The 23,592-nt window shown below is 63.6% G+C and carries 15 protein-coding genes, 1 tRNA gene and 1 pseudogene; 8 read left to right on the forward strand and 9 right to left on the reverse strand.

Features of this window, described 5'->3' with window-relative positions; genetic code table 11:
• The first annotated feature begins 11 nt into the window (after positions 1 to 11).
• The 3 genes from orn to ACQU6B_RS09695 all read left to right on the forward strand — a co-directional run bounded on the left by orn (position 12) and on the right by ACQU6B_RS09695 (position 1,791).
• On the forward strand, positions 12 to 629 hold the full coding sequence (orn, locus tag ACQU6B_RS09685) for an oligoribonuclease (protein ID WP_430867347.1): 618 nt from the start codon (positions 12 to 14) through the stop codon (positions 627 to 629).
• Positions 630 to 669: 40 nt separating this feature from the next.
• A tRNA-His gene (locus tag ACQU6B_RS09690) sits at positions 670 to 742 on the forward strand.
• 149 nt (positions 743 to 891) lie between these two features.
• Complete coding sequence (locus tag ACQU6B_RS09695; protein WP_430867348.1) at positions 892 to 1,791, forward strand: DUF4126 domain-containing protein; 900 nt, start codon at positions 892 to 894, stop codon at positions 1,789 to 1,791.
• A gap of 157 nt (positions 1,792 to 1,948) precedes the next feature.
• Here the strand turns inward: ACQU6B_RS09695 and ACQU6B_RS09700 are convergent.
• Positions 1,949 to 2,674, reverse strand: a pseudogene (locus ACQU6B_RS09700) (ABC transporter ATP-binding protein); the annotation flags it as partial.
• A 71-nt stretch (positions 2,675 to 2,745) separates the two neighbouring features.
• Here ACQU6B_RS09700 and ACQU6B_RS09705 point away from each other — a divergent pair.
• The 3 genes from ACQU6B_RS09705 to ACQU6B_RS09715 all read left to right on the forward strand — a co-directional run bounded on the left by ACQU6B_RS09705 (position 2,746) and on the right by ACQU6B_RS09715 (position 5,397).
• Positions 2,746 to 3,453: an ABC transporter permease gene (locus tag ACQU6B_RS09705; protein WP_430867349.1), complete on the forward strand. Its 708-nt coding sequence runs from the start codon at positions 2,746 to 2,748 to the stop codon at positions 3,451 to 3,453.
• On the forward strand, positions 3,450 to 4,187 hold the full coding sequence (locus tag ACQU6B_RS09710; RefSeq protein ID WP_430867350.1) for an ABC transporter permease: 738 nt from the start codon (positions 3,450 to 3,452) through the stop codon (positions 4,185 to 4,187). The genes ACQU6B_RS09705 and ACQU6B_RS09710 overlap by 4 nt, the downstream gene beginning before the upstream one ends.
• Before the next feature lie 196 nt (positions 4,188 to 4,383).
• The gene (locus ACQU6B_RS09715) at positions 4,384 to 5,397 is read left to right on the forward strand and encodes a glycine betaine ABC transporter substrate-binding protein (RefSeq protein WP_430867351.1); all 1,014 of its coding nucleotides are present in this window, start codon (positions 4,384 to 4,386) and stop codon (positions 5,395 to 5,397) included.
• A 134-nt stretch (positions 5,398 to 5,531) separates the two neighbouring features.
• Here ACQU6B_RS09715 and ACQU6B_RS09720 read toward each other — a convergent pair whose 3' ends face one another.
• From ACQU6B_RS09720 to ACQU6B_RS09745, 6 genes are all read right to left on the reverse strand, one after another.
• Entirely contained in the window at positions 5,532 to 6,206 is a 675-nt protein-coding gene (locus tag ACQU6B_RS09720) for an SDR family NAD(P)-dependent oxidoreductase (protein WP_430867352.1), read from the reverse strand.
• Between the two features lie 32 nt (positions 6,207 to 6,238).
• Positions 6,239 to 7,264, reverse strand: a complete 1,026-nt coding sequence (locus tag ACQU6B_RS09725; RefSeq protein ID WP_430867353.1) for a zinc-dependent alcohol dehydrogenase — start codon at positions 7,262 to 7,264, stop codon at positions 6,239 to 6,241.
• On the reverse strand, positions 7,264 to 8,136 hold the full coding sequence (locus tag ACQU6B_RS09730; RefSeq protein WP_430867354.1) for a fumarylacetoacetate hydrolase family protein: 873 nt from the start codon (positions 8,134 to 8,136) through the stop codon (positions 7,264 to 7,266). The genes ACQU6B_RS09725 and ACQU6B_RS09730 overlap by 1 nt, the downstream gene beginning before the upstream one ends.
• On the reverse strand, positions 8,133 to 9,059 hold the full coding sequence (locus tag ACQU6B_RS09735; protein WP_430867355.1) for an SMP-30/gluconolactonase/LRE family protein: 927 nt from the start codon (positions 9,057 to 9,059) through the stop codon (positions 8,133 to 8,135). Before ACQU6B_RS09735 ends, ACQU6B_RS09730 begins: the two co-directional genes overlap by 4 nt.
• Before the next feature lie 81 nt (positions 9,060 to 9,140).
• Complete coding sequence (locus ACQU6B_RS09740; RefSeq protein WP_430867356.1) at positions 9,141 to 12,029, reverse strand: FAD-binding and (Fe-S)-binding domain-containing protein; 2,889 nt, start codon at positions 12,027 to 12,029, stop codon at positions 9,141 to 9,143.
• On the reverse strand, positions 12,016 to 13,749 hold the full coding sequence (locus ACQU6B_RS09745; RefSeq protein ID WP_430867357.1) for an IlvD/Edd family dehydratase: 1,734 nt from the start codon (positions 13,747 to 13,749) through the stop codon (positions 12,016 to 12,018). Before ACQU6B_RS09745 ends, ACQU6B_RS09740 begins: the two co-directional genes overlap by 14 nt.
• A 31-nt stretch (positions 13,750 to 13,780) precedes the next feature.
• On the opposite strand from ACQU6B_RS09745, the gene ACQU6B_RS09750 reads away from it, so the two are divergent.
• Positions 13,781 to 14,581, forward strand: a complete 801-nt coding sequence (locus ACQU6B_RS09750) for an IclR family transcriptional regulator (RefSeq protein WP_430867358.1) — start codon at positions 13,781 to 13,783, stop codon at positions 14,579 to 14,581.
• A gap of 182 nt (positions 14,582 to 14,763) precedes the next feature.
• Here ACQU6B_RS09750 and ACQU6B_RS09755 read toward each other — a convergent pair whose 3' ends face one another.
• A complete protein-coding gene (locus tag ACQU6B_RS09755) occupies positions 14,764 to 20,559 on the reverse strand; it encodes a hypothetical protein (protein WP_430867359.1) in 5,796 nt (1,931 codons plus the stop codon).
• Positions 20,560 to 21,062: 503 nt separating this feature from the next.
• Between ACQU6B_RS09755 and ACQU6B_RS09760 the strand changes: the two genes are divergently transcribed.
• The gene (locus ACQU6B_RS09760) at positions 21,063 to 21,689 is read left to right on the forward strand and encodes a hypothetical protein (protein WP_430867360.1); all 627 of its coding nucleotides are present in this window, start codon (positions 21,063 to 21,065) and stop codon (positions 21,687 to 21,689) included.
• Between the two features lie 62 nt (positions 21,690 to 21,751).
• On the opposite strand, the gene ACQU6B_RS09765 is transcribed toward ACQU6B_RS09760, so the two are convergent.
• Complete coding sequence (locus tag ACQU6B_RS09765) at positions 21,752 to 23,518, reverse strand: sigma-70 family RNA polymerase sigma factor (protein WP_430867361.1); 1,767 nt, start codon at positions 23,516 to 23,518, stop codon at positions 21,752 to 21,754.
• Between the last annotated feature and the right edge of the window lie 74 nt (positions 23,519 to 23,592).

Genomic DNA, 23,592 nt, shown 5'->3' on the forward strand with positions numbered 1-23,592 from the left:
AGAGTGAAGCCATGGCTGACGCACCCCTGGTATGGATCGACTGTGAAATGACGGGCCTCGATATCGAGGCGGACGCGCTGGTCGAGGTGGCCTGTCTCGTGACGGACGCGGAGCTCAACGTGCTCGGCGAGGGGGTCTCGGTGGTCATCAAACCGTCGGCCGAGTCGCTCGCACAGATGAACGACTTCGTGACCAACATGCATGTGAACTCCGGATTACTCCCCGAGCTTGAGGGCGGCACCACCATGGCGGAGGCCCAACAACTGGTGCTCGACTACGTGAAGGCTCACGTGCCCCACGGCAAGGCCCCGCTCGCCGGCAATACCGTCGGCATGGACAAGATGTTCCTCGGCCGCGACATGCCGGAACTGATGGACCACCTGCACTACCGCGTGGTGGACGTCAGCTCCATCAAGGAACTGGTCCGCCGCTGGTACCCGCGGGTGTTCTTCAACGCCCCGGAAAAGACCGGCAACCACCGTGCATTGGGCGACATCCAGGACTCGATCCGAGAACTCCGGTACTACCGCGAAGTGGTGTTCGTGCCGCTGCCGGGGCCGGACTCCGATGCCGCAAAAGTGGGCGCCGCAGCGGTGAGTGACGCGCCCGCGTCACCAGAGCCCGCGTAGGCAAGGTACACTTTTCGCTGGCTCGCTTATGCGGCCGATGGTGGCTATAGCTCAGGTGGTAGAGCACCTCGTTGTGGTCGAGGGGGTCGCGGGTTCAAGTCCCGTTAGCCACCCACATGAACGAAGCCCCCGGAATCTAAAGGTTCCGGGGGCTTCGTCGTTTTATCAGACTTGCTCGCGTCACCTTCGCGGCGTGCCCCCGGGTGCCCGGGCAGGCTATCGTTGATCGGACGCCACCACTTGGGGCACAGGAGGACACCGGATGATTGCAGCACTCACAGGCGCGGGCCTATCGTCCGCGGCGGGGCTTAATGCCTTCATTCCGCTGGTGCTGGTGGGGCTGTTCGCTCGGTTCACCTCGTTCATCGAGTTGCCCGACCAGCTCTTGTGGCTCCAGTCGTGGCCCGCGATCATCATCTCGCTGGCCTTCCTCGCGCTGGAAATCGTGCTGGACAAGATTCCGGGCGTCGACCACGTCAACGACCTGTTCCAGTCGATCGTCCGCCCCGTCATCGGTGGCCTGCTCTTCGCCGCGACCGCGGCCTCGGTCGTCACCGGCGAATCGAACTTCTGGCAAGAACATCCGCTGATCGCCGGCGTGGTGGGAGCGGTCATCGCGGCCGCCGTCCACACGGGCAAGGCCGCCTCGCGTCCCGCCGTCAACGCGGCGACCGGCGGCACCGGCGCCCCCCTGGCCTCCTTCGCCGAGGACGCCACCGCCGTCGCACTCACCCTGATCGCGATCTTCATCCCGGTCCTGGTGTTCTTTGTCTTCATCTTCATGGGCTTCGCGTTCTACCGCATCGTGACTACCGGCCGCCGCCGCAGGCGCCGTCGTCAAGAACTCGAGGCGGAGGGCCGCGCCGAGCGTGAGGCCGAGGCGCTCGCCTCCGGGCGTGGATCCTGGTGGCGCCGTCGTTGGCGCGAGGGCCGTGAGAAGGAGCCCAGGGCTCCCAAGGACCTCGGGCCGTCAAAGTCGTCAAAGTTGCGCCAGTCGCTGAGTTCGTCGACGCTTGCTGCGAAGACTCGTTCAGCGAAGTCGGGCGTCACCAAGTCGCGCGCCGGCAGGGCCGATGTGAACTCCGTCACCGAGTCGCCCGAGGGCGGCGCGGAACAGTTCCCGACGGACCACCCGGACAAGCCGGCCCCCGGCCAGGAATAACTCCAACCAACCAATGGCGATCCGCGGCTGAGTCGCGACGGTGCCTGGCGACGCTTCGCGGCGCCTAACGATGCGTCGTGAGGCGCGCAAGCGCAACGGAAGGTTAGCGGGAGCCCCCGGGTGCGGCCTAGCCCTTAGGCGTGGCGTCGAAGTCGGCGATGAAGTCCTCGACGAAGTCGTTCGCGGGGTGCTCAGTGATCTCCTCGGGGGTACCCAACTGCTCGAGCACTCCCCCGCGCGAGAAGACGGCGATGCGGTCCGCGAGCAAAACCGCCTCGCGGATGTCATGGGTGACCATCATCACGGTGGTGCCCAGGGTTCGCTGCAATTCGCAGAACTCGCGCTGGAGGCGGCGCCTGCCCTGCGGGTCGACGGCGCCGAAGGGCTCGTCCATCAGGAGCACCGGCGGACGCACCGCGAGCGCGCGTGCGACGCCCACTCGTTGACGCTCGCCGCCCGAGAGTTCGTGCGGATAGCGAGTGCCGTAGGTCTCGACGGGAAGGCCCACGAGGCTCAACAACTCGTCGACACGCTCCTTGGTGTCCGCCTTCGACCATCCGAGCAGGCCGGGGACGGTGGAGACATTCTGCTCGACCGTGCGGTGGGGAAACAGCCCCACGTGCTGGATCACGTAGCCGATGCTGCGGCGTAGTTCCACCGGGTCCTGGCTAAGGACGTCGGTGCCGTCCAGCGTGATGCTGCCCGACGTCGGCTCCACTAGCCGGTTCACCATGCGCAGGGTCGTTGACTTGCCGCAGCCCGATGGGCCTACCAGCGTCAACACCTCGCCTTGCTTGACCGTGAGGTCAAGCGAGCCGACCGCGACGGTGCCGTCGGGGTACTCCTTGCGAACATCGGTGAACGTGATTCCCGGTTGGTTCATCTAGCAACGTTAACCGGTAGCACCGAATGTCGAATACACGTCTGCGGGCGCGGCGCGGTAACGTCTTGCTTATGGACGCCCCAGCCAACCCCTGGTTCTCTTGGCAATATCTGGAGCGAAACTGGGGCGAAGTAGTCGACGCGCTGGTCATTCACATCCAACTCACCCTGCTCGCGATGCTGATCGCGGTCGCCATCGCGTTGCCGCTCGCGATCCTCGCGCGGCGCATGCCGCGCCTGGCCGGGCCAGTGATGGGGTTCACCGGAGTCCTCTACACGATCCCCTCGTTCGCCCTGTTCGCGCTACTCGCCCCGTACACCGGCATCGGCCGCACTACTGTGCTGATCGGCCTGGTCATGTACGCGCTGCTGATCCTCGTGCGCAACATCCTGGTGGGCCTGGAGGGCGTGGATCCGGACGTCGTGGACGCAGCCAAGGGCCTGGGGTACACCAAGAACAAGCTGCTGTTCTCCGTCGAGCTTCCCAACGCGCTACCCAGCATGATCGCGGGACTGCGCCTCGCCACCGTTTCGACGGTCGCGCTGGTCACCGTGGGCGTCGTGGTGGGCTACGGCGGGCTCGGACAGCTCATGTTCCGGGGGCTGCAGTCCGACTACCGCGCGCAAATTGCCACCAGCGCGCTGCTGTGCCTGGCGCTGGCGCTCGTCCTTGACGTCCTGCTGATGGTCGCGGGCCGCATGGCGATGCCCTGGAACCGAGCCCAGGGATCGCGCTCGGCGCGCAAGGCCGCCCAGGTACGACTGGAGAACGCATCATGAGCAACCTCGAAGCGGCATGGTCCTACCTGACCACGGCGGAGAACTGGACCGGAGCGAACGGGCTTATGACGCCGACGTTCGACGGCGGCTGGACGTGGTCGAACGACTCCATCCTGGCGCTCGGGATCGAGCACCTCATCATGTCGGTAGCAGCCGTCACCATCGCCGCGCTCATCGGGCTACCGCTAGGCATCTACCTGGGACACGTCCGCAAGGGCGGCGCAGCGACCGTCGTCGCGTCGAACGTGTCCCGCGCTATGCCCACGCTCGCCCTGCTCACCCTTTTTGCGGCATCGGCCATTGGGTTCGGGAACCGAGCCGTGATCATCGCTGTCGCGATCTTCGCCTTGCCTCCCATCCTCACCAACGCGTTCACCGGTATGGCGGACGTCGACGCCGACGTCCGCGACGCCGCCAAGGGCATCGGCATGACCGGGTTTCAGATCGCGACCAAGGTGGAACTGCCCCTCGCGGTCCCGCTGATCGCGGCGGGCCTGCGCACCTCCTCGGTCCAGAGCGTCGCGACCGTTCCCCTGGCGGCGCTGGTCGCAGGCGGTGGCCTCGGCGTAATCATCAACACCGGAATCGCCACCCAGCGCTACGGGCAGGTGCTTGCCGGCGGCTTCATCGTCGCCGTCTTCGCGCTGACGACCGATGCCTTGCTCGGCTGGGTCCAGCGGCGGGTGACTCCCGCGCAGCTGCGCGCCGCGGCAGGAGCCAAGACCACGGCCTAGCGGTTCGCCACCGTGAGCACCCCTCCCGGTGAGACCAGGCGTACTCATCAGTCCGCTGTCACGATGTGGTCACAGTGAGCCATCCGGTTAACCGTCGGTTCCGAACGTCAAATACGCTGGAAATGAGAGTCGCGGGGAACAATTCCCCGCGCGGCGTGGTTCTCAATGTGTCCGTCCCCAAAAACGAGGAGTTCCCATGTACATCCGACAAGGCCTGATTGCGGCATCGGCGGTGGCAGTTCTTGCGCTCGCCGGCTGTTCATCCGACTCTAGCGACGACGCGTCATCAGCGGCCCCGTCCGCATCCGCCAGCGCAACTTCCACCGGCACGGCGATGGCCCAGGAGTGCCTGCCCGTTCCTGGCGACTCGATCGTGGTCCTCGCCGACGACCAGCAGTTGCAGAATTCAGACAACCTGATCCCCGAGATCAGCACGGCCATCTACGACGACCAGCCCGCCGTGGCCGAGGCGCTCAACGTGGTCTCCGCCCAGCTCGACACCGACCAGCTCATTGCTCTCAACAAGGCGGTCGACATTGACCGCCAGACGTCAAAGGACGTGGCCGAGCAGTGGGTGGCGGACAACTCCCTCACCGCCCCCACCACCGGCTCCGGCGACCTCGTGATTGGTTCTGCGAACTTCACCGAGAACATCACCGTCGCGGAGATCTATGGCGTGATTCTGCGCGACGCCGGCTACGACGTCGAGGTGCGCCAGATCGGTAACCGCGAGACGTACATCCCCGCGCTTACCTCCGGCGAGATCGACATCGTGCCCGAGTACGCGGCTACGGCTACGGAGTACTTCAACGTCGCCGCTAACGGCGAGGACGCTCCCCCGGCCGCGGATGGCGACATTGCGGTGACCGTCGAGGCACTCAAGGAACTCGGCGGCGCCGAGGGACTTAGCTACGCGGAGGCCTCCGCCGCTCAGGACCAGAACGCCTTCGCGGTGACCACCGCGTTCGCCGACCAGTACGGCGTCACCACGCTCACCGAGCTGGCCGAGACCTGCGGACCGATCTCGCTGGGTGGCCCGCCCGAGTGCCCCGAGCGCCCGTTCTGCCAGGTTGGCCTTGAGGACGTCTACGGCCTCGAGTTCAACGACTTCCAGTCGCTCGACGCCGGTGGCCCGCTGACCAAGACCGCGATCCAGCAGGGCCAGGTTGCCCTGGGCCTCGTCTTCTCCTCGGACGGCTCGCTCGGCTAATAGCTTCACCAACGCAAGAGGGCCCGGTCCATTGGACCGGGCCCTTTTGCGTTTCCGGCGCGCTGGTCGGCGAGGCCACCATCGCGACCGCTTTCGTGACCGCTTTCGCCGCCGCGGGCGACTTGTCGTGGCACTTAATACGTGGCGCGACCACCACTGATGTCATAGACGGCGCCGGTCGAGAAGCTCACGGAGTCCGACGATAGCCAAGCAACGAGTTCGGCGACCTCTTCAGCCCTTCCGATGCGCTTCATCGGGATGAGGCTCGTGATGTGAGCGAGCACGTCGGGGGCAGTCGCATCGTTCAGGGGCGTCGCGATGACGGCGGGGGCGATCGCGTTGACAAGGACTCCCGTCGTCGCGAGCTCCTTGCCAGATGACTTGGTGAGCGCAATGACGGCTGCCTTCGACGCAGAGTAAATCGACAAGTTGGGATTACCGTCCTTGCCTGCCATGCTCGCGAAATTCACGACGCGGCCCCAGCCGCGGTCGACCATACCCGGCACGAAGGCCCGCATCGTCGCGACAACGCCAAGCACGTTGACTTCAAACACCGAGCGCCACGCGTCGGAAGACGTATCGACAAGAGGCAAGCCGGGCCCGACGATGCCGGCCGAGTTGATGAGGATGTCGACCGACCCAATGCCAACGCACGCCTCGGCAAACGCTGCTTCATCGGTGATGTCGACGAGGACGTCGACGTCCCCAGCGATGTCGAGAGTGATCACGCGGATACCGTCCGCCCGCAGGCGCTCTGCGGTTGCGGCTCCAAGGCCTCGAGCCCCGCCAGTTACCAGTGCTGTTCTCATGGTTTGTACTCCTTTTTGTGCTTGGGTCGACTTCATGGAAGTCGTGGATCGACGTGGACTTTGGGCCCAGGACTCGCAGCTTGTCCGCGGTGGCCTTCAAGGCGGCTAGGCACCTCCTCCAGCGAAATAACCTCACTCACGAGCGAATCTGGGACCACCGCGCCGTTCGCGAAGCTCGTGATCGCGCCCGCTAGGCCCGGTGACGCCGACAGGATGCCGGTAGCCGTAATGTCCTTCAGCGCAATATCGCGTGAGTCGACGAGGCTCGGCGTGGACGACAGCCCGATGTACACCACCCGGCCGGCTGGTTTGGTGAGCTGAACCGACAGCGCGGGCATTGTCGCCGTGCTTGTTGCCTCGATGACGGCGTCGAACTCGTCAGCTCGGCCGGACGCCAGGTCCGAAAGCTGCCAGGTGTGCTGGACTCCGAGCGAGCGAGCAAGGGCCAGAGAGCCCTCGCGCACGCCGCCCACGTGCACCTCCGCGCCCTCGGCGAGCGCGAACTGGGCGGCCAGCAGGCCGATTGTCCCCGAGCCGAGCACGAGCAACTTCTGCCCGGGCTCGATTGCCGCTGCACGGACGGCCCGCAGCGAGTTGCCTCCAGGCTCCACCAGCGCGGCGGCCGCCAAGCTCACGTTCTCGGGAATCACGTAGGCGAACTTGGCGGGAACCAGCATCTTCTCGGCAAGAGCACCGGCGCCGCCATCCCGGATGCCGACCTCGATCCTCTCGGGGCAGACCCAGTGGTGACCGGACCGGCAGTATTCGCAGTGGCCGCAACCCAGCATGGTGTCGCCGGTGACTCGCTTGCCGAGCCAGCCTTGGTCCGCCGTAGAGCCCACCGCTGTTACGCGTCCTACCCATTCGTGGCCTAACCGAATAGGGAAGTGGGTGAAGCCCTGGTCGATGTAGGCCATCTCGCCGGTGTACAACTCGACGTCTGTCCCACAGATCCCGACTCGTTCCACGTCGACGAGCAGGTCACCGGGTGCGGCGACGGGGTCTGCAACCTCCTGCACCTGGGCCTTGCGGGGCGCCGTGACGACGAGGGCACGCATTAGCGGGCCGTGTCGGAATGACCGACGACGCGCTGAGTCTGGGTGCCAAGCCTTGTGATGCTCAACGTCATGGCCTCTCCGCCCCTGAGATACACCGGAGGTTTCTGGCCCATCCCGACGCCGGGCGGGGTGCCCGTGTTGATGAGGTCACCAGGCTCGAGCGCCATGAACTGGCTCAGATAGTGCACGATGAAATGCGGGCTAAAGACCATCGTCGACGTCGAGCCGTTCTGGCGACGCTGACCGTCAATATCTAGGGTCATATCCAGATCCAGCACGTCTCCAACTTCGTCGGGCGTGACAAGGTACGGCCCCGCCGGGTTGAAGGTGGGAGCCGACTTACCCTTGGACCACTGGCCGTTGCGCTCGATCTGCCAGGCGCGTTCGCTCACGTCGTTCACGAGTACGTAGCCGGCGATGGACGCAGCGGCCTCCGCCTCATCTGCGAGATAGAGCGAGTGCCTGCCGATGACGATGCCGAGTTCCACCTCCCAGTCAGTCTTCTCGGAACCCTTCGGGACGAGCACGTCGTCATCGGGACCGACGAGGGTGTTCGGCGACTTGGTGAACAAGATCGGCTCGTCGGGCACTGCTTGCCCGGTCTCTGCGGCGTGGTCGCTGTAGTTGAGGCCAATGCAGAGAATCTGGTGTGGTCGCGCGATGGGCGCACCGAAGCGCCTTCCTGCAAGGGGTTCGCCTCTACCCTCGTCGACCCGCTCCGCTACTACCTGGCCGAGTGTCGCCAACGCACCCGAACCGAAGAACGCCTCATTGAAGTCGCCAACGACATCGGATAGGTCGACGAAGGTGTCGTCATCGACGAGCACACCAGGCGTCTCGGAACCGGCCGGTCCCACTCTTACAAGCCTCATTGAATTCTCGTTTCTTTGTCGTGGTTTGATGCCCAATATGGGGTGGTCGTGTCCCCTGCCCAGCGGTGGGCGGGTAGTCCTGTTGCGTCGACATCGGCGAGGAAGATCGCTCCCGACTGGTCGTCGAAAGACTCGAGGCCTTCCTGTGCCGTGGCGATGACGAGGGTCTTTAGCCCGGGACCAGCGAAGCCGGGGCAGGAAACCTGTGCGGCATTCACGTCCACTGATCCCAGCAGCCGACCCGACGGCGCATATCGGAGCACGTTGGAGCCGCCCCACTGGGCGACCCACAGCATCCCCTCGGAATCCACAGTGAGTCCGTCGGGATACGCGGGAAGGCGATCAAGCACAATGACCCACGGCTCTTCGCGATCGAAGGAACCAGATCCGTAGGAGTGTCGAGAAACGGTGCCCGCGAGGGTATCGACGTGGTAGATCGTGTCGCCATCCGGCGAGAACGCGACGCCATTCGAGAGGCGGATCTCTTCACGCAGCGTCTCGACCGAACCATCGGGCCACACCCGCAGGAGCGCCTCCTCGCCTGTCTCGACCCCCAATGACAGGGTCCCCACCACGAACGCCCCATACGGGTCAGCTGATCCGTCGTTGAACCTCACCTTGGAACGGTCGCCCAAGAGGTTCGGTCCCAACGCAATGTCACCCGTGGGAGAGATCGTTGCCAAGCCACGCGCGGCTGCGACAAGGAGCCCGCCGTCTTCGGCCAGGGCGACTGCCCCTGCGGTCTGGCCGAGATCAATGGCCTGGATGTTGAGGATCCGACTGCCGTCCAGTTGGCCAGACAGCACGCGGCCCTTGCGGATGTCGACCCACCGCACCAGGTTCGAGCGGTCGTCCCACACGATCCCCTCCGCGAGGTCGAACACGGCGTCGGTGGCGGCAATGCTCTGGTATTCGTCGCTCACGACCGCCTGCCTAGCTGTCGCTCAAGGCCCACGCGGAGTCCGGGCGCGTCGCGCTCCGCATTGGCGACACGGGATTCGAATCTAGCCATGATGTTGCCCCTTTAACGTCGCCGCAGAGACCCTGTCGAGCACCTCAAGCACGTGCTCGTAGGAGTGGCCGGTGGCCCGGGTCATCCCAATTTCGCAGGTGCGATTGCACGAGACGTAGGCGTCAAAATCGTCGGCTTGCACCTCGTTGGACTCGCGCTGCGTGGCACTTGCCGCGAGTTCGGGATGCAGCATTCCGCGGTCGCCCGCGAAGGCGCAGCAGCCCCAATCGTCCGGGACCGACACTTCGGACGCCACGGCGGAGGCGAGAGCCGTGAGATTTTGGTTCGAGCCCGCTCGGGTGCTCGCGCACGTGGGATGGACGACGATGCTGCCTAGCAGCTCGTCGGGCGCGACGTCGAGTTTCGGCAGGATGTATTGGGCTGCGTAATCGACCGCATCGATGATTCGCATCGAGCGATACTCGGGGCGCTCCTCGACGGCGTCCTCGAGAGCGGTCTGGAGACCTTCGGAGCAGGAAGCGTTGTCGCACACCACCGGCAAGCGCCCCCCGTCCGAGGCCTCCCAGAGGGCGGTCGCGGTGCGCGCAGCCACGTCGTCATAGCCATCCTGAATTCCCTTGGACTTCCAGGGCGTGCCGCAGCACAGGTTCCCGATGTCCTCCGGGAACGCGAGTTCAATGCCAACTTTCGCTGCCAGAGATCTGAAGGCGACTGCGACACCCGATCCACCAGCGGGGGGGCCAAACATGGCGCCCAGGCAGGCCTGGAAGTAGACCACCTGAGCGACGTTTGAGGACGAGCCCTGCGTGCGCCTCTTGCCACCCTTCGGAAGATCCTTCGACCAGAGCGGCACAGTGTCTTTGCCCAGCACCCCCCTGAGGGCGGAGTTGGGAATGGTGACGAGCGGAGCCGGCACGGCGGCCGCGACGCTGAGTGCAACCGAGGCACTGCGCGTGACCGCCTCCCAGGCCTGGCTGGTCGCGTTCCACGCAGCGCCCTCCGCCGCGCCAATAGCTTCTGATCGCAGCCGCCTGACGAGGTCTCCGGTGTTGATCATGACCGGGCATGCCGTCTGGCACATCCCGTCGACGGCACAGGTCTCGACCACTTCGTATCCGCGCTCTCTGCGCAATTCCTTCGCGAGAGCGTGGTCGCCCCGCAGGTCCGCCTCGGCGATCGCGCGTTGCACAACGATTCGTTGGCGTGGAGTGGTGGAGAGGTCCTTGCTCGGGCACACCGGTTCGCAGTACCCGCACTCGACGCAGCGGTCAACCTCCGCCTCTACGGGAGGTGTCGACTTGAGGTTGCGCAGGTGAAGATCCGGGTCGACCGTGAGCACCACATCTGGGTTGAGAATGCCCAGCGGGTCAAACGCGCCCTTGATGTCCTGCATGATTCGGTACAACTTCGGGCCAAACTGTCGTGCCACGAACGGCGCCATGATGCGACCGGTGCCGTGCTCCGCCTTGAGCGTGCCGCCGGCTCCGAGCACGAGCGAGACCATGTCTTCGGTGAACGCGCGGTACCGAGCGAGGTTCGACTCGACGTCAAAATTCTCGTTGATGAGGAAGTGCACGTTGCCGTCCTTGGCATGGCCAAAAATGACGGCGTCCTCGTAGCCATGGGTCGCGAACAGGTCGGTAAGGCCTGCACAGGTTTCGGAGAGCCTCTCGACGGGCACGGCGATGTCCTCGAGCAGGGCGGTCGTCCCCGACGGTCGTGCGCCCGCAATCGTCGCGTAAAGGCCCTTACGAATGTGCCAGAGCGATGCCCGAACCTTCGGGTCCTGCGTCAGGACCGGCAACGTGGTGAGCGGCAGCCCAGCGAACAACGCCTCGGCTCGTGCACCGAGCGTATCGAGGCTCGAAGCAGTGGCGGCTTGATATTCGACCAGCAGCGCACAATGGTTGAGGATGTCGAACTGAGGGAGGTCCTCCCCCGCCTCGGGATCGGCTGACGCCGCGCGCAGGGAGGCCGCGTCCAGGAGTTCCACGGTGGCTGGGTCCGTTGACATGATTTCGACGAGGGCGTCGGTCGCGGCGCGGAGGCTATCGAAGACGAGGAGAGCCGTCGCTGCGAACTCGTGCAGCGGCACGGTGTTGAATGTCGCCTCGGCGACGAAGCCGAGAGTGCCCTCGCTGCCGACGATGAGGTGCGCCAGTATCTGCACGGGAGTTTCGTGGTCGACGAGTGAATTCAGTCCGTAACCCATGGTGTTCTTGATGCTGTACTGGCGTTGGATCTCAGCGGTGAGCAGCGGGTCGGCTAGTACCTCTGCCCGCAGCGCATTGAGTGTGCGCCATAGGGAAGGTTCCGCCAGCCGAAGTTTTTCATCAGCATCCGTCTCACTCGTGTCGACGATGGTGCCGCTGGGCAGCACAATCCTTGCCGACCGCAATGTGCGATACGTGTTCTGTTCGATGCCGCACGCCATACCGCTGGAGTTGTTCGCAACAACACCTCCGATGGTGCAGGCAATTTCGCTCGCCGGATCCGGGCCCAGCTTGCGGCCGTGCCGTAGGAGTCGCGTATTGACCTGGCGGAGGGTCGCCCCTGGACCGACGCGCGCGATGAGACCCTGGTCCTCGATCGCAATGGACCGGAAAAACTTCCGGGTGTCGACAAGAATGTTTGCCGTGCACGCCTGGCCGGAGAGGCTCGTGCCGCCGGATCGGAAGGTGAGCGGCTCGCCGCTCGCGTGCGCGTAGGAGAAAAGCGTCGCCACCTCTTCCGCGGTCTCAGGCGTGACGACCGCGCGGGGAGTCAGGAGATAGTGCGATGCGTCCACCGCCGCAATGACGCGGTCGAAGGCACGAGTCGAAACCGTCACCGACTGGGGGAACGCGACCTTGATTGCCGCCTCCAGGTCGATTTCCGACGGCGTGACGTCCGCGCGGGACGCCGACTTAATGCGACTCACGGCTGACCTTGTCGCCGCTCGATCCCACCAGGAAGTCAAGATCCGCCCCGGTGTCAGCCTGCATGACGTGGTCGACATAGAGCCGCTCCCAGCCCCGCACCGGCTGCGCGTAGGCAGCCTCACTCGCCGGCGACTGGCTGCGCGCCCGCAACTCCTCCGCAGAGACATCCATGTTTAAGCTGCGGTTCTCGACATCCAGCGTGATGATGTCGCCCGTGCGCACCAAGCCGAGCGGTCCGCCAGCTGCCGCTTCTGGCGCGACGTGCAGAATGACGGTGCCATACGCCGTTCCGCTCATGCGAGCATCGCTGATCCGCACCATGTCGCGGACACCCGCCTCGAGTAGCTTGCGAGGAAGCGGCATGTTGCCCACTTCGGGCATTCCCGGATAGCCGCGGGGGCCACACCCTCGCAGGACAAGGACGGAGTCGGCCGTCACCGCAAGGTCGGGGTCGTCAATACGCGCCCGCATGTCCTCGATGCTGTCGAACACGACGGCCGGACCCACGTGCTGAAGTAGTTTCTTGGTCGCTGCAGCAGGCTTGATGATCGCGCCCTGCGGAGCGAGGTTGCCTCTCAGCACCGCGATGCCCGCGTCATCCATCAGCGGGGCGGCGCGGGGAAGGATGACGGTGTCGTCGTACACGGGTTGATCGCCAAGGTAGTCCACCAGCGGTACCCCGGTGACGGTAATCGGCTCGGGGTTAAGGAGGTCCTCGATGCGCGAGAGAAGCGCGAGGACTCCACCGGCGCGGTGAAGGTCATCCATGAGGAACGCGCCGCTCGGTTGCAGATTGGCCAACACCGGGACCCCCGCCCCGGCCGAGTCAAAATCGTCGAGCGTGAGATCGACACCCAGACGTCCTGCTATAGCCAGCAGGTGCACCACGGAGTTAGTCGATCCGCCCACGGCCGCGACCGCGACGATCGCGTTAAGGAACGCCGCCTTCGTCATGATGTCACTGGGCCTGCGACCCTGCTCCACCATCTCGACGATGAGTCCCCCAGTCTGGTGCGACATCTTCAGCAAGCGAGCGTCGGGGGCCGGCGTTCCGGCGAAGCCCGGAATGCTCATCCCGAGAGCCTCGGCCACGACGGCCATCGTGGAGGCCGTGCCCATGGTGTTGCAGTGCCCCTTACTCCGAATAGTCGACTGCTCGGACTGTTGGAACTGATCGTTGGTGATCGTGCCGGCGCGCACCTCTTCGCTCAGGCGCCACACATCTGTGCCACACCCCAGGGCCTCACCGCGGAAATGACCGGTGAGCATGGGTCCGCCGGGGACCACGATGGCGGGCAGGTTCACCGAAGCTGCCGCCATCAAAAGCGCGGGGATCGTCTTGTCGCAGCCACCGAGGAGCACGATGCCATCGATGGGATTGGCGCGGAACATCTCCTCCATCGCCATAGCCGCCATATTGCGCCACAGCATTGCGGTGGGCTTCACCTGCGTCTCGCCGAGCGAGACGACAGGGAGGTTATAGGGAACGCCACCAGCAGCCCACACACCTTGCTTCACGCTGTCGGCAACCTCATTGAGGTGCATATTGCAGGGGGTCAGGTCGGACGCGGTATTGGCGATCGCGATCTGGGGCTTCGTCGAATCAAGCGCATCGTCGGGAAGACCGCGCCTCATCCAGGCTCGGTGAATGTAGGCATTGCGGTCGCTACCCTCGTACCACTCTGCACTGCGGAGTTGACTCACGATGACCTTTTCCATTAATTAGAATTAACTAGTACTATATGGAATTATGACACAGGCAACCCCGAAGCACCAAGGCGAACAACTCGTGGGCTCCGACCGCGTCCTTGCCGTGCTTATAGAGCTCGCCAATCACCCGGACGGCGTCACTCTTGAGGAACTTGCGGCTACGCTCAACAGCCCCAAGTCGACCGTGCATCGCGCACTCGCGTCGCTACGAAAGGCCTCTCTCGCCGAGCAACCAGCTCGCGGGTTCTACGCGCTGGGCGATGAGTTTTTCCGGCTTGCCTTCCAGAATTACGAGGCACGTCCGGATACCGTTCGCCTCGAACCGCTCATGCATTCCCTGTCGGCCGAATACGGCGAGACGGTGCACTACGCGGTGCTTGACGGCAAGGAGGTCGTGTACCGGGCCAAGGTCGACCCGGCTCAGGGGGCGGTCAAACTGACCTCGATGGTTGGCGGACGCAACCCCGCCTATCGGACCGCGGTAGGCAAGATGCTTCTCAGCCAGATCATTTCCACCAAATCTGAACTGCTCGAGTGGCTGGGTGAAGACAAGTTGGAACCCAAGACGCCGTCCACCATCACAGACCCCGACGCGTTTGTCGCCGAACTTCTGTCGACTCGAGCTCGTGGATACGGCGTGGACGACGAGGAGAATGAACCTGGCATCAATTGCATCGCCGTGCCCGTCTTAGGCGAAAGTTCGGGAGCGCCCTCGGGCGCGATGAGCATCAGCGCACTTCGCTTTAGATACCCACTCGAGAAGCTGCTCGACACGGCTCCTGCCCTCATTGCGCGAGTGAGGCTGGAGCACGGGACCTCCAGCGGCACGGCGTCTCGCTAGAAGTCACGCTTCGCCCCCGCTCCCCTCAGACAAGAGAGCCTGGCAGACACTCGCGTGCCTACCGGGCTGTTTGTGCGCCATCAGCGCGACAGACGCCACTCCCAAAGCCAGTGCTCCGCCGCGAAAAGCCCCGGCCACTCGTGGTGAGTGACCGGGGCTTCTCATTCAGTTGGGCCTAGCGACTACGCCAGGTCGTAACGGCGTCGCACCACGAGGAACGCGCCACCCAGCATCAGCAAGAGCATGGCGACACCTCCAAGTGTCAGGCTTGCGCCTGTGTGCGAAAGCGTCGACAAAGCGAACCCGGAGGGCTCGTTTTCCGGCGCATCGTGCGTCGTCGTGCAGTTCTCGTTCTGGTCAGGCGCAGGAACGCAGACACCGTCGGTGGACGTTGGAGCAACCACATTCAGCAGCACCCGGTCGCCCGCGGCAGTCACCGTCACGGAGTAAGTCACCGTGACGACATCGCCCTTGACCATGACGCCAGACCAGGACAGCGAGTCACCCGTCAAGGTAGCCTCACCAGCCGAAGCCGAGACGTCATCGTTGAACGTAGCGTCATCGAACACCTCAGTAAGCGTGTCCTCGAAGGAGGCCAGAACAGCGGCCTCTCCTACGTGGCTCACCTCAACCGTGTAGGTGACGACGTCACCGATTTCGACCTCGGTACCGGAGATGGGATCGCTGGTCTTGGAGACCGTGTACGAACCCAGCTCGAGCGCGTAGTGAGTCGTGGTGCAGTCCGCGTTCTCGTCATCTGCAGGAACACAGATGCCATTCGGGGAGGTAGGTGCGACCACGTTCGTGATTTCACCAGCGCTACGCACTGTCACCGAGTACGTGACGTCAACCGTGTCACCCTCGGTCAGGCTTCCTGCCCAAGTAAGCACGTCCCCTGTCAGCGCTGCCGCGCCCGCCGAGGCTGACACATCATCGTTGTACTCAGCGTGACCGAACACCCCAGTCAGGGTGTCCTCGAACGATGCGGCTACATCTGCTTCGCCGACGTGGTTGACCTCAACCGTGTACGTGATGACGTCCCCGATCTCGACCGTGGAGCCCGAAACCGGGTCGCTGGTCTTGGAGACCGTGAACGAACCGTCGTCCAGGACACGGTGCGTCGTGGTGCAGTCCGCGTCCTCGTCAGGCGCCGGCACACAAACACCGTCGGTGGTGGTGGGGGCGACCACGTTCGTGAGCGTCCTGTCACCGGCGGCGGTCACTGTGACCGAGTACGTGACCGTGACGGTGTCGCCCTGGGACAGGTTGCCTGCCCAGGTAAGCACGTCGCCGCTCACGGATGCTGTGCCTGCCGAAGCAGTCACGTCGTCGTTGTAGGTGGCGTCGTCCAGCACCTGCGTCATGGTGTCTTCGAACGATGCGGCAACATCTGCCTCACCGAAGTGATTGACCTCAACCGTGTACGTGATGACGTCACCGATTTCAACGATGCTGGCGGTTGCCGGGTCGCTGGTCTTGGAGACTGTGTACGAACCATCCTCGAGTGCGGTGTGTGTCGTGGTGCAGTCCGCGTTCTCGTCGTCTGCAGGAACACAGACACCGTTCGGTGACGTCGGTGCGACCACGTTCGTGATTTCACCAGCGCTGAGCACCGTGACGGAGTACGTCACCGTGACGACGTCGTCCTGGGACAGGTTGCCCGCCCAAGTCAGCTCGTCGCCCGAGACCACAGCCGTGCCCGCCGAAGCGGTCACGTCGTCGTTGTAGGCGGCGTGCGTGAACACACCCGTCAGGTCATCCTCGAACGAAGCTAGAACATCGGCTTCACCAAAGTGGTTGACTTCCACCGTGTACGTGAGAACGTCACCAATCTCGACCGCACTGCCCGATGCCGGGTCGCTGGTCTTGGAGACCGTGTACGAACCATCCTCAAGCACAATGTGAGTGGTGGTGCAGTCAGCGTTCTCGTCATCTGCAGGAACACAGGTGCCGTCAGGAGTGGCCGGTGCGACAACGTTCGTCATCGTCCGGTCGCCGTCATTGGTAACGGTGACCGAGTAGGTCACTGTCACGATGTCACCATCGGACAGGTTGCCATCCCAGGTCAGTACGTCACCGGTCACGGATGCCGTACCTGCCGAGGCAGTCACGTCATCGTTGTAATCAGCGTCATCGAGAACAGCCGCGAGGTTGTCTTCGAACGAAGCCAGCACATCAGCTTCACCCTCGTGCTTGACCTCAACCGTGTAGGTGACAACGTCACCGGTCTCGACTGCGCTGCCCGAAGCGGGGTCGCTGGTCTTGGAGATCGTGTACGAGCCCTCTTCCAAGATGATGTGGTTGGTGGTGCAGTCCGCGTTCTCGTCATCTGCAGGAACGCAGGTGCCGTTGGGGGCAACCGGCGTGACCACGTTGGTGATGTCACCATCGCTAGTCACTGTGACGGAGTACGTCACCGTCACAACGTCACCCTCGGACAGGGTGCCTTCCCAGTTCAGGCGGTAGCCCGTGAACGTTGCGGTTCCTGCAGAAGCATCCACATCGTCGTTCCAGGTGGAGTGCTCAAGCACACTAAACAGGTTGTCTCGGAAAGAAGCCTCAACATCAGCTTCACCCTCGTGCTTGACCTCAACCGTGTAGGTGACAATGTCGCCAACCTCGAGCACTGCGCCGGAGGAAGGATCGCTGGTCTTGGAGACCGTGTACGAGCCGTCTTCCAGCACGGTGTGCGTGGTGGTGCAGTCCGCGTTCTCGTCATCTGCAGGAACGCAGGTGCCGTTGGGGGCGGTGGGGGCGACAACGTTCGTCATCGTGCGGTCGCCATCGTTGGTCACCGTGACCGAGTACGTGACGGTGACAACATCGTCCTTCACCAGGGCGCCCGTCCAGGTGAGCAAGTCACCCGAGACAGCCGCGGTTCCTGCAGAAGCAGAGACATCGTTGTTGTAGGTGGCGTCATCCAACACAGCCGCAAGGTCGTCCTCGAACGAAGCCAAAATGTCGGCGTCGCCCTCGTGCTTGACCTCAACCGTGTAGGTGACGACGTCACCGGTCTCGACCTCGGAACCTGAGACAGGGTCGCTGGTCTTGGAGACCGTGTACGCACCAATCTCGATGTTCGCCTCGTCACAGGACTCTGCGAGCTCGGCCTGTGAGGAGCTAGCCGGTAGTGGTGCCGTTGCGCACGCCTCGTTGCGAAGCGGGCTTTCCGTCTCGTCAGTGATCGCGTAGTCGTACGTGGCCGACTCGACGCTATCTCCTGCGTCCAACGAGTCGATCTCCCAGTTCACACCGAGCAGCGGGTCAGCGACCACGATGTCGGCAAGGTCGCCCTGACCGGTGTTGGTCACCACGAACTTGTACTGGGCGGTGGCGCCGGGGCTCAGCTGCGGCCAGTCGGCGTCGTTGGTGTCCTGCGCGTCGTGCCATTCGCCGTCGGCGCCAAGCACGTACTTCTTCAGGTCGTACGCGAAGAACTCAGACACGGTCGTCGGTGCCGAAGTACGCATCACCAATTCGGTGTGCTCCGCACGGCCCTGTGAGCGGTTGACGAACACGTCGCCACCGGAGGCACCTGCAGTCTCAATCACGATCTGGAAGGACCGCGTCTGGGCGGGAAGGAACGTACCCCCGATGACACGCACCGCAGTGATAGTGGACGCGTCAGCCGGAGCCGTCGTCGTCCAACCGATGGTGTTGCCGGCAGGGTTACCAGCCGCACCGTTGGCTGCATCAGCCGGGTCGTCACTGATCGTGGCCGGAGCCGCCGTCGTGTAGTAAACGGTGCCGGTGGAGATCACGTCGGTCACGGAGTACGTGCCATCGAAGTCAGTTCCGCGACCGTCACCGTTGTACGGCAGGATGTCGATCACATCAGTGAACGCCTGCGCCGTGGGGTCTTCTGAACGAAGAGTCACCGTCCAGGAACCCTCACCGTTGCCGTTGCCGTCAACGTTGGGGATGAGTGCCTGGTCGGCAGACTTACCAATGATGGTGCGACCGCTGTTGGCGACCGTGGTCGAGGCGGAGGCCTCAGCCGAAGTGCGCCCCTGAACAGAGGACTTAACAACGTTGGTCAAACGCTGACCAGGGGTCGCGTTCTCGTTGGCCACAGCCTCATAGGTCAGCGTGTTCTCCTCGTTGGTGGGGACACCATCAAGGCTCCAGGTCAGAACCTGATGACCACCACTAACAGTGACCGTGGGCTCGGGGCTTGCCGAACCAGCGACATACGTCAGACCGGCCGGCATCGTGTCAACGATCTCGTACCCGTCAATCGTTGCCGGTGCCGCGGCACCGTTGGCTGAATACGTGAGCGTGAACTCCGCGGACTGACCAAGGGCCAGCACGGTGCTGCTCGCCGCCTTCGCGATGCTGGGCGTGACGCCCACGACGCGCAGAATGTCACGGTAGCCGTTGGTGTGCGTATAACGGGCGTTCGGGGTCGGCGTGATGATTCCGAAGTTGATGTCAGTGGGCGCCCAACCGGTGCCGCCGATGAAGTTGTTGCTGAACTGCCACACGTCCATACCTACAGGAGTGTCATCTTGGATCGTCTGCTGCACAAACATGTGGGTGATGGTGTTGTTCTTGATGTCACCGAAAGCCATAAGCATGCGTACTGCCTGTACGGTCGTCTTGTCGGTCGGCTCGACGCTGACCCAAGAGCCGCCAGTGAGCGCACCACAGTTGTTGATGGCTCCGGGATTGTAGCTTGGCGACGCGGGGTTGATGGCGGCTTGCGTGCCGCCGACATACCACTGGAAGACGCCCTCGTCGGCGACGCTCATGTCAGGAAGAGTGACGAGCAGAACGTTTTCATAGTCGACGTACTTGTTGTCGAGGATGCTGCACAAGCCAACGTTCTGGGTGTCAGTGAGGTTTTGGTCCGCGACCGCCGACGTGAAGTAGGTTGACGAACGCACGAGGGTGCCGGGGGACACCCGGAACGTGTCATCGAACGAGGTGCCGCCAGAGCCGGAGAACGGCCGGTTCCAGGATGAAATCCACAACCCAGGGTTCGTGAAAGCCTTCGACGAAGCGTTATTCGACGCGTCGTCGACCGAGGTGGCGGTGCCATCTGCGGACGTGTACGTGGGAGTGTTCGCTGACACCGTCACGCTGCCGCCGGCGGCGGACTGAATGTTGACAATGAACTTGCCGGAGGCCACCGCTGAACGGTCAACGGGGAGCGAGCCGCCACCTGAGTTCTTGGTCGGCACCTGAGCAAGCGAGTAGTCGATACCCGTCAGCGTCAGATTAAAGTTATTCGTCGAACCGACGCGAGTGATCGTGCACGTGGTGGCGGTGGGAGCAGTTCGTTCCGTGGCGGAGCCTGCACCTGAGTTTGGGTGACCTGAGGCCACCTGGTCAGTGAACGCGCCGCAAGCAGACACGTTGGAGACCGTGCCCACGGTGGGGTTCACGTTGAGTAGGTACGTCACTGAGTTGGGGCCAACGATGGATCCCTTGCCCAGGTTAAGCGTCCACTCAAACTGCAGGAGGCGCGCGTTGTCGACGCGTGACGTGATGCTAGAGCTACCGGCCAGCGTAAAGTCCATCATGAACGGCGCGGTGACCTCGTGGGTCAGCTCGGGCGCCGTGACAGAGCCGACGGACGCACCGAAGCTCAGCTCACCACTGGTGTTGCCCGGGCCGCCAACCACTTGGATGGGGACCTGAAGCGCAAGCGCAGTGCCCTGCTCCTGGGTGCCAAAGTTGCAGACCATGGACAGGCCGTCGGCTGCGATGCTCGAGGCCGGGGTGACCCCGGTCACGAGGCAGGCGTCAGGCAGCTCAGTAAAGATGCCCTGCACTGTGGTGAAGTTAGCGGTGAAGTTGTCGACGTCATCGTTGCTGGGAGCAGCCGCATCGTCGTTGACGTTGATGCGGACCTCGGCGATCACGACCTGACCGACGGTGGACGAGGCGGGTGTGCCGTCAGCCCACCGGGTGGTGACCTCGGACTCAGGCGCAGCGCTTGCTGCGGCAGCGGGGAGCATCACACTGGATGCCATGAGGGCGACGAGCGCTCCTGACAGTGCGGCCTTGCGGCGACGGCCGGCACCGGCGAAAGCACCCCACCGAGAATTTCGTTGCCGGGGGGATGGTGCCATCCCCTTGAAAGATGTCCTCGTCATTGTGTCTCCTTTACTCAGTGCTACTAGTTGGCGGAAGTGGAGCCGTCGTGAGCGGTACGTCGAATGCTGTGCTCACGCGAGACGACACGAGCAGGCTCAGCCCTGAACCCTCTTCTAGTCCTCTTCCAACCAGGAGTGCGGAATTCCAGTTTCGTGACGCAGTACCCGGTGACATTTTTGTGACACCTCTACATTGAGGCCCCGGAGTCGCCTTCCCAGCCTCCCTTAGACGCGTCACCCTCAATCCGGCAATTGCGTGGCTGGGCAGAAACAGGCGGAGCATTCGTCGACTTGCGTCACGAATGCGGTCGCATGGTGTCTTGGTCTACAGAAGCCGACATAAACCCGCGCCCACCGAGGCGGGAGATAGGAATACCGATATGAGCGCGCCCACAGAGCACCAAGAACACACCGAGAATCTTGAAATCCTCGAACTCTTTTTTGTCGATGAAACGACTGAACCGGCGAGGAGATTCAGCAAGAAGGCATGGTTCCTCGTTGCCGCGGCGGTGGCTGCGTTCATGTCAGGCGGGGTCATCGGCGGTGTCCACGCAGCAAAGGAACATGCGGCTGATGCTGAAGCGATGACTCGCATCACCCTGAGTATCGACATCGCCAACAAAGCTCACGAAATGTGCTTAGGGCACTCGCCCGAGACCAACCTGGTGGGGCATGTGCAGGAAGTCGTCGACACCCGCGGCTCAAGTTTCGATGAGGTCGTCTTGGCCACCGTTGGCGACACCGGCACCGCCTACGCAATTGACGCGTGCAACAGTTCGGACATCTCCGTTCTTGGCGCCGGAGCCGACCCCTCGGATCACGAGGACTTTATTGCTGCGGCCAACGAACGTGCGACTGAGGCTTTTTTGGCGCGCGCATCAGCCACTACCGCCGACCCAGCTGAAGCGGGCGACGCAACAGCAGTCGACTCTTTGGCGTCAGTTGAGTCCCTCATCGACCCCCACGAAGCACCCGCCGAGGCGCTGGGGCCGTTCACGGCAGAGTGAAGCCCGCTACCCCTGGTGGCTCGGTACATGCTGCAGAGCGGGCACCCCGGGGAGTCGAGCGCTTACGGCACCAAACCATCTACGAACGACACTGTCTCACTGCGGCCAATCTGCCCAGTCGCGGTGTCGACGTAGCGGAAGCCGATGGCGTGTGATCCGTTCGCGTATTGGGGAAACCAGAACTCAAGCGTTGAACCGAGAAGGGTATACAAGTTGCCCGAGGGCACTCCGTCGATGACCGCTTCCACACTCTGGCCCAGAGTTCCGTCGACGTACAACGCCGGGTCAGGAGCGAAGAGCGCGTTGACCGTCACGGTGGGCGCGGCAAGAACGAACGGACCCATCGGCGCGGTGAGGGCAGAGCTCTCTCCCTCCGCGTTCTCAATACGCGCGACCACGGACAGCACCGTGACGCTATCTGGCGGGCTGACAAGCAGCGACCACTCGCCGTTGCTGGCGACGACAGTGCGTGCGAGCTCATCGCCGGTGCCCGCATCGAGCAAAATCAGTGTGGAACCTGCGGTTGCGGTACCCGAGAGGGTCGGCAAGTAGAGGCCATCGCCTGTGGCGGCGAGGAGTACTGGGATATCGAGTTCAACAACCAGGACGGGCTCGATGCTCGGCTCAGCGCTTGCCTCGACCGACGGGGAAGGCTCAGGCGCCGCAGTGTCGGGCGGATCGACAGAGGGCGAGGGCTCAGCAACGATACGGGCGGGTCCGGCAACAGGCTCGAGGACTGGCGCATTGTCAGGCTCTGGTTCGGAGGTCGCCTCTGGTCTGGCGTTGACAGGGACCTCAGGAGCGACGACACTCTCCTCGCTTGACTCTGGCTCGGGTGCCTCCTCAGGGGTGGCTGACACTTCCCCGTCGTCTGGGTAGGCGTGCGTGTCATTTGCAGCGACGTCGATCGTAGGGTCCGAGTCTGCGAACATGCCGAGTGCTGCGCCAGCGGTAACGGAGGCAACCACAATGACTGTCACTACAGACGCGGCCGTCTTGAGACTCAACCGCGTTGCCGCCGCGCTGCCGCCGCCGCTAAGTGCGGTGACGCCGGGCCCAAGGACAACAGGCAGCAGCATGACTCCCAGGCGCGAGGACGCGCCGTCGAGTTCGTCTACGAGGATGGAGCACTTCAGACACGCGGTCAGGTGGTCCTGGACCTTGTTGCGGTCCCTGACCGAGAGTTTGCCGCGGTTGTACGCGCCCAGCTGCTCGACCGTCTCGCGGCATTCCGGATCAGCAGCGGCCGAGTTCAAGTGTGCCTGCAGCCATGCACTTCGCAGAGCGTCACGCGCACGAACGAGCATCGCGGAGACAGCGTTCGCGCTAATGCCCATGAACAGGGAGACCTCGCGTGGCTTCATCCCCTCTACCTCGGCGTACCAAAGCACCGAGCGCCACTCCGGTCGTAGAGATCTAAAGGCCGTGCCCGTGACGGACCGCTCAAGAGCGTCGTTGGCGAACATCGACTCAGGGTCCACGAACGTGTCGGCCTCGTCCAAGGTTGCACTGTCGGCGTGGCGGCCCCAGTTCATCGACACGGAGCGGATGGATGCGTACAGGTACGGGCGGAACGCTTCGGTAGGGCCGGCGCCGTTCTGGATGGCAGCGAGCGTTCTGGCGAAGGCTTCTTGCGTCAGGTCGTCAGGGTCGAAGCGATTAGTGATCAGCTTGGCAGCCGCGACGCCGGCTTTGTAGTGACGCCGCCAGAGTTCTGCGTACGCATCGTCAGACTCGCCGTCCTGGCCGCGGACTTCAGAGACGAGCTCTATGTCAGAGGTAGGAATGGCGAGAAGAGAATCCTGTTGTCGCGCGTGCGCAGTATTCATGGCGCTGGTGAGCCTCCGGGGATCTGTTGCCGCTTCTTTTACTGCAAGACACCGAGAATCTCGTATCGTGACGG

This window comes from Demequina aurantiaca (genome assembly GCF_050598105.1).
GTDB lineage: Bacteria > Actinomycetota > Actinomycetes > Actinomycetales > Demequinaceae > Demequina > Demequina aurantiaca_A.